At 66.2% G+C, this 7520-nt stretch carries 5 protein-coding genes; 2 read left to right on the top strand and 3 right to left on the bottom strand.

What is annotated here, in order from left to right; genetic code table 11:
- Positions 1 to 140 precede the first annotated feature (140 nt).
- From AC6EKW_RS02285 to AC6EKW_RS02275, 3 genes are all read right to left on the bottom strand, one after another.
- Positions 141 to 1385 (bottom strand): ROK family transcriptional regulator, encoded by a 1245-nt coding sequence (locus tag AC6EKW_RS02285; protein WP_498513569.1) that lies wholly within the window; start codon positions 1383 to 1385, stop codon positions 141 to 143.
- Between the two features lie 230 nt (positions 1386 to 1615).
- Entirely contained in the window at positions 1616 to 2818 is a 1203-nt protein-coding gene (locus AC6EKW_RS02280) for a mannosyltransferase family protein (protein WP_498513568.1), read from the bottom strand.
- 1 nt (position 2819) lies between these two features.
- Positions 2820 to 5000 carry a DUF6541 family protein gene (locus tag AC6EKW_RS02275; RefSeq protein ID WP_498513567.1) on the bottom strand — a complete coding sequence of 727 codons (2181 nt, stop codon included), beginning with the start codon at positions 4998 to 5000 and terminating at the stop codon, positions 2820 to 2822.
- Positions 5001 to 5234: 234 nt separating this feature from the next.
- On the opposite strand from AC6EKW_RS02275, the gene AC6EKW_RS02270 reads away from it, so the two are divergent.
- Positions 5235 to 6422, top strand: coding sequence for a UDP-sulfoquinovose synthase (locus AC6EKW_RS02270; protein WP_273887104.1), 1188 nt, complete (start codon positions 5235 to 5237; stop codon positions 6420 to 6422).
- Entirely contained in the window at positions 6419 to 7474 is a 1056-nt protein-coding gene (locus tag AC6EKW_RS02265) for a glycosyltransferase family 2 protein (RefSeq protein WP_273887105.1), read from the top strand. The genes AC6EKW_RS02270 and AC6EKW_RS02265 overlap by 4 nt, the downstream gene beginning before the upstream one ends.
- Positions 7475 to 7520: the final 46 nt, after the last annotated feature.

The raw sequence follows: 7520 nt of genomic DNA, 5'->3' as shown, positions 1-7520 counted from the left end.
CGCGGCACCACCACCGAGGAACTTGCGCCGCGAGATCCCCTGTCCTTCCGGATTGCCGGTGCTCATCTGCTTTTCTCCTCCTTACCCACCAAGGTTCCTTCGACCTGCATGATCAACCCACGCCAGGAATCTGTCAACGACTACACGGCTCTTCCTCCGATCACCTCCCGTAGTTCCTCCGGGGCACCGCCGCGAAAGAGCCGGCTGAGCACAAGAGAGGCGGCGCCTATGGCCCCGGCGTCGTCCCCGAGCTCCCCCTCGACGATGCGTACCCTGCGCGCCATCTCAGAGAGCACCCGACGCTCGAAGGTCCTGCGGGCGGGCTCCAGTATGAGGGACCCGGCCTTCATCGTAGCCCCACCCACGACGACGAGCTCGGGGTCGAGCAGGTTGACCGCGTTGGCGATGCCGATCCCGAGATACCTGCCGGCCTCCTCGAGCACCCCGCGCGCCAGCCCGTCGCCCGCGCGGGCGGCCTCTATCACGTCGCCGGCCGTCACCTGCTCGGGTTCTTTTCCCGCCAGCTCTCTCCCTCCCGCCAGCTTGAGCGCCCGTGCGGCCCGCCGGGCTATCGCGGCCCTCCCCACCAGAGCCTCCAGACACCCGTACCGGCCACAACCGCACCTGGGCCCATCGATGTCCACGAGCGTGTGTCCGAGCTCCCCCGCCCCGCCGTTCGCCCCCCGGTAGAGCGCCCCGTCTACGACCACCGCCCCGCCCACACCCCGATGGACGATGACGTAGAGCATCTGCCTTACTCCCCGGCCCGCCCCGAAGAGGTGCTCCCCGAGCGCGGAGGCGTTGGCGTCGTTGTCCGCGACCACCGGCAGCCCGTACTCCTGCCGGACTTTCTCCACGATCTCGAAGCGGCCCCAGCCGGGATAACTCGGCGGGCTGAACCCCGCCGCATCGGAGGAGAAAACCGGGGCCGGCAGCGCGAGCCCTATCCCGGCCACTTTTCCGCTCTTTAGCCCCTCGGCCTCCCCGAGCACCTTCTCCAGTACGGACCGTACCCTCCGCCAGAGCTCCTCAGGCCCCCGCTCCATCCCCGAAGGAGCCGCAGAACGTACGAGGATCCCGGCGTTGAGATCCGTGACCACCGCCGTGAGCCGGCGGGGCCCCACCTCGAGCCCCACCGCGCTGTACGCCCGCGGGACGAGCTCCAGCAACACCGGCGGCCTCCCACCCGTGGAGACCCCAACCCCCGCCTCCCGCACGAGCCCCCGCTCCATGAGCTCCTCACAGATCTCCACCACCGCCGCCATGCTCAACCCACTCGCCTCGACGATCCCGGACCGCGAGATCGGGCCGTGTGTCCTGATCACCTTGAGCACCAGGCTCCTGTTGTGCCGCCGGAGGTTGCGCGCCCCCCTGCTGACCGCCAAAGCTCACCCCCACACTCCAACCCGGCCCACTTCATTCACAGGCCAGAATAACTCGTTTCATTTATGTTATCTCCCGGCACGTTACGGGTCAATATCAACATTTGTCATCGACAGGAGATGTGAGAAAGCTTGTTGGATGTTGAATGGGGTTGGATCCAAGGATGAACGGGGCAATCTTTTTGTCTGTCACTTTTTAAGGGGGCTTCACGAACGGGTTCCGTGGGGGAACATCAGGCGACGAACCGCCAGCTGACGAACAGAGCGCACAGGAAGAGCGAGAAAGCGATGTTGACGGCGAGCCAGAGGCGCAATGCCACCTTTCTCTTCCCGACGAGGGCACCGAGCGTGATGAAGATCGGGAAGGCCACGAGGACGAAGCGCGGCATCCCCATGAGCGGGTCCTGCGGGGTACCGAAGAGCGCGGGGACGGCGACGAGCAGGAAGGCGTAGGCGCTCATCCCCGGCGGGAGGCTCCGCGCCCCCGCCACGAGGAGCGTCAGGGCGAGCAGCAGGAAGAGCAGGTTGTAGGTCTCGTTGGTAGCGGCCAGGTGGTCCATGAGGCTCCCGGAGCCGGCTCCGGGGCGCATCCCGGAGAGTTGCGCGAGCCCCCGGCCGGCCTGCTCGAACGCCGTTACGAGGGCGTGGAGAGGTCCGGTGGGTTCCCTTCCCCAACGCCTCTGTCCTGTGTAGAAGAGGAGCGGGTTACCGAAGCGCCACCAGAGGTAGGCGGCGTAAAGGAGAAGTCCGGAGGGGGCGAGAGCGAGACAGGCGGCACCCCGCAGGCCGTACTCACGGCGGCGGCGCAGCCACTCCAGGGCCAGAGGCACGAGGAGGAAGATGCCCACGTTGCGGGTGGCGCAGGCGAGACTGGCCAGAACGCAGGCGAGCAGGAGGTTCTTCCTCACCCTCACGGCCCACAGCGCGCCCGCCGAGAGCGCGAGGAAGAGGCTCTCGGTGTAGACGGCGTTCAGGAAGAACGCGGTCGGGAAGAACGCGAGCACGAGCACGGAGGCCCGCGCCGTCCGCGGACCTCCTGCGTCCTCCGCCAGGCGGTAGACGAAGTAGAGTGCGAACGGCAGCGCGGCGAGAGAGACGATAACGCCCCACACCCCGAGGGCGGGCAGGGAGACGGGACCGCCGAAGAGGGAGTCGAGGGCGCGCACCAGCAGCGGGTAGAGGGGGAAGAAGGCCGGTGACTCGTCGTAGGGTGGGTTCAGGTAGCCGGAGGCGGCGAGGTGGATGTAGTGTTCGCCGTCCCAGTGCGACCACGTGTTCAGTCGGCCGTAGGGGACGTCCGAGGTCCGCCTCTGGAAGGAGCTTATGGGAAGGGTGCGGGCCATGATCGCCCCGGCGGCGAAGTAGAGGAGGCGGCTTGCGGCGTAGACGCCGAGGACGAAGGGGAGCGTGCGCCCGGCGGCCTCCCTGTGGCCCATCCTATCCCGTACCGGAGAAGCGGCGCGGCGCGACGATCAGGACGTCCTGGTTCTCGAAGACCGTCCGGTAGAGGTTCGGGTACTGCTTGAAGAGCGTCCAGTAGGGCACCACCGGCCGGTCGGGCTCCCGCTTGTAGAGCACGATGTAGCGCACGTCGTACTCCTTCAATATCTGCTGCGTCTTCTGGCCCTGCGGATGGGTCATCACCCACAGCACGTTCCAGTAGCGCTGCGGTGGGTGGGGCGGGAGGTCTCTCGGATGGGCGACCTGCCCGGCGGTGAACGACTGCAGCGCGCTGTAGTGGCCCATCGCGAGCATCATGCGGCTCGGGACCTGGTTGGACTGCGGGCTGACCATGATGTTGCCGCCGGTGTTGTGCTCCTTGAGCCACTCGCCCGCGGCGGCTATCTGCGGGGTCATGGTGACCTCCGGGCTGGGGCCGGCGGCCTGCTCTATGCTCTGCACCGCGCGCAGCCCGACGAGCCCACCGACGAGCAACACCGCCACGGAGGCGGCGTAGACGGGGAGCGGCCCGCGCAGCCACAGCAGGGATCTCAGCAGCATGACGAGCGCGAAGGCGGCGAACAGCGCGAGCGGGACGCTTATGTCGCGCCCGAAGCGCTGGGGGAATCCGGAGAGCGAAGTACTGCTACCCGCCAGCATCACCAGGAACCATACGAGCAGCGTCACCTTCGAGAGCACCGCCGCACCCTCGCGTCTGCGGGCGACGAACAGGGAACCCGTGCTCACCACCAGCCCGAGGAGCCCGAGCCAGGCTATCGGCTGGGAGATGGTGGTACCGACCATCACCGCGTAGCCGTAAGTGGGCTGGGTGCCTATCGCCATCTCGACCGCGCTCGCCGTCTTGCCGGTGCCGAAGGCCCCGTCCATGAGGTGGGCGATGAGACGCGGGATGTGGTAGGTGTCCCAGGCGTAGGCCACCGAGAGAACCGCCAGCAGGACGAGGCTGAAGAAGAGCGTCGCGGCTGCCCTCCTCTGGCTGGTGAGGAGTAGGTAGACCAGGGCGAAGACCGCTACGGGTGCGAGCAGCACGACCAGATACAGGGACGTGACCTGATGGTAGAGGACGACCCCGGAGCCGAGGACGGCGAACGCGAGCCCGCTGCGCCAGCCGGGACGGGAGTAGAGCGAGACCAGCGCGCCGATGGTCATGACCAGCAGGATCTGAGCGGCGGTGAGGTTCGGGTACATCGCGTCGTCGAAGTAGTAGTAGATGCCCCCGGCGAGGAAACCGCCGAAGAACGCCGCGGCGACCCCTACCTCCCACCCCCACATCCTGCGCCCGAGCGTGTAGAGGGCGAGGGTGGGGCCGAGCATCATCAGCGGGGCCACGACGGGGAAGGTGTCGAGCGGCTCGACCCCGCTCAGGCGCGAGATCTCCGCGGTCAGCAGATGGAATCCCGGCGGGTAGATCAGGTAGGAGGAGTCGTTGCCCGTGGAGAGCATCAGGTTGGCCATCACCGCGTGCGAGTAGTTGTCCACCCCGCGGATGAACGGCCAGTCGTGCAGCACCGGTCCCGAGTAACCGCGCACGAGCACCGCGAGCAGGACCAGCCCGAGCAACACCTTCTTCGTCCGGCCGCCGGAGTCCACGCTTCGCTCTCCCGCGGCTTCCTCACCCGATCCGGCCCAGGAAAGCCGGCGGGAACTCAACACCTGCACGGCCCCGGCGAGCACGACGAGCGCCGCGACCGGGAGCATGAACCTCTGCGCCTCGCCGCTCGCCGTGCAGGCCGGGGAGGGCCAGCCCCAGCACGAGCCCGCAGCCCAGAAGAGCCCCTGGTAGAGGAAGTCCCCGGCCAGCACCAGCGCCGCCGCCAGCGCGAGCGGGACCAGAGAAGGCGCGGTGAGCGGCACGGGGAATCCAGCCACCGGCCTCTTCTCGGGCTTCCCCGCCGCCCCGGACCACACGAAGAGCCCGGCCCCGGCCAAAAATACGGCGGCCGGCGCGATCACCGCCAGAGGCAGCGTCAGCCCCCCTCCGGTCAGGCGTACCTCGACCAGAGCCGCCGCGGAGACCAGCACCATCGAGAAAGCGACGGCGTGGATCACCTGCTCCGCGAGGTCCGTGCTCCGGGTCAGCCACCGCGCCCAGAACCATCCGGGAACCAGCACGAGCGCCAGAGCAACGGGTACCACGCGGACGAGATCCGAGATCACCCCGCGAAGCCTCCGTTCTCGTGGGAGCGGTGCATGGCGTTAGCATATCAGGCGCCGGGAACGGTGCCACCCGTCGAGTCCCGCCTCACGGAGACTCTTTTTTAAAAAAAATTAAATTATTGCCCGTTGACGGAAATTTTTTGATCTTTCATTATGCGATCATAGCGGATACAATTTGCGACTGGCCTCACACATCCCAGAAAGAAGAGAGAGAAAAGGGGGCGAAAAGAGAAGATGAGAGTGATGGTTCTGGGCGGGGACGGCTACTGTGGCTGGCCCACTTCGCTACACCTCTCCGACTGCGGGCACGAGGTGGTGATCGTAGACAACTTCGTGCGCCGGCAGATAGACCATGAGCTCGGCGTGCAGAGCCTCACCCCGATAGCCACCCTCAAGCAGAGGGTCAGGGCCTGGAAGGAGGTGAGCGGCCAGGAGATAGCCGTCGAGGTAGGGGATCTTCTGGACTGGGAGTTCGTCTCCGGGGTGATAAAGAGCTACCGTCCCGACGCGGTGGTCCACTTCGCCGAGCAGCGGGCGGCGCCCTACTCGATGATCGACCGGGCGCACGCGGTCTACACCCAGCACAACAACGTGATAGGCACGCTGAACCTGCTCTTCGCGATAAAGGAGCATGCGCCGGAGTGCCATCTGGTCAAGCTGGGGACCATGGGCGAGTACGGCACGCCCAACATAGACATAGAAGAGGGCTACATAGAGATAGAGCACAACGGCAGGAAGGACATTCTGCCGTTTCCCAAGCAGCCCGGCAGCTGGTACCACCTCAGCAAGGTGCACGACTCGCACAACATAGCCTTCGCGTGCAAGATCTGGGATCTGAAAGCCACCGACCTCAACCAGGGGGTCGTCTACGGGACGGTCACCGAGCAGACCGAGCGTGACGAGCGGCTGATAAACCGCTTCGACTACGACGAGATCTACGGCACGGCCCTGAACCGCTTCTGCATCCAGGCGGCGATAGGCCATCCGATGACGGTCTACGGCAAGGGCGGACAGACGAGGGGCTTCCTCGACATCCGCGACACGGTCAGGTGCATAGAGCTCGCCATAGAGCATCCGGCCGAGCCCGGGGAGTTCCGGGTGTTCAACCAGTTCACCGAGGAGTTCAGCATCCTCGATTTGGCGAAGATGGTCAAGGAGGCCGCCTCCAAGCTGGGGATAGAGGCGAAGATCGAGAACCTCCCGAACCCCAGGGTCGAGGCCGAGGAGCACTACTACAACGCCAAGCACACCAAGCTTCTGGACCTCGGTCTGGAGCCGCACTACCTCAAGGAGAGCCTGCTCGACTCCCTTTTGAACATAGCGATGCGCTACAAGGAGAGGGTCGAGCCCGACGCCATAGATCCCAAGGTCTCCTGGCGGGAGGGCCAGCGTAAGGAGAGAAAGGCGCCTTCGGCGGTATGATGGCGTTCGACCACATCAGGTTCGCCGGGATACTCGTCGCCGCGGTAATCGCGGCGGCGAGCATCCTGGCCTACAGAGGAGGCAGGTGGCGCCGGTTCGACCTGCTGCTCGCCCTCGTCGTGGCCGCGGGGGTCGCGGTCTTCTCGGTCTTCCCGAAGGTCGGCAACGTACTGCTCTACGTCTTCCAGCTCCAGAACCGGGGCTTCGCCATTCTGGTCGCCGCGGTGCTGGTTCTGTTCGCGCTCGTGGTCTACCTGATCGGCAAGGTGCAGGACGTGAGCCGCAGAAACGGTCAGGTCGTGACCGCGCTCGCCGTGAGGCAGTACAAGGAGCGCTACGACCCGCCGCAGCCGCTGCCCGAGGGGGCGCGCGGCAGGATCCTCATCGTCGTCCCCGCCTACAACGAGGCCGGGGGCATCGCCCAGGTCCTCTCGCGGGTACCCAAAGAGCTCATGGGTTACGAGGTCAGGACCGTCGTCGTCGACGACGGCTCATCCGACGCCACCGAGGAGATCGCCCGCAACCTCGGCTACCCGGTCGTCTCGCACGTGGTCAACCGCGGGCAGGGCGACGCGCTGAGGACCGGCTTCGCCATCTCCCGGCTCGAGCGGGCCGACATGGTCATAAACCTCGACGCCGACGGCCAGTATCTGCCGGAGGAGATGGAGCGTCTGATCGTCCCGATAATCGAGGACGAGGCGGACTTCGTCCTCGGCTCGCGCTTCATGGGCTTCTACGAGGAGGCCGGGAGCGTCCGGCACATCGGCGTCGTGTTCTTCTCGAAGATGATCTCGCTCCTGACCGGCAAGAAGATAACCGACTCGACGAACGGCTTCCGCGCGATAAGGGGCTCGATGCTCCCGAAGCTCGACCTCAGGGAGGACCGCTTCAACGCCACCGAGCTCATCCTCGAGGCGCTCAAGAAGGGGCTGCGCTTCAAGGAGGTGCCGGTGACGATGCTCAAGCGTGCCGAAGGCGTGAGCAAGAAGCCCCCGAAGCTGCGCTACCCGCTCGGCGTCTTCCGGGTGATCATACAGACCTGGCTGCGGTAGCACGCCGTCCGTCCCCCGGCGTGCTACCCTCATCTGCGTGATGTTC

This window comes from Rubrobacter sp. M3-4 (assembly GCF_059772285.1).
Note: the sequence above shows the minus strand (reverse complement) of the source record. Positions and strands in the feature narration are given on the sequence as shown.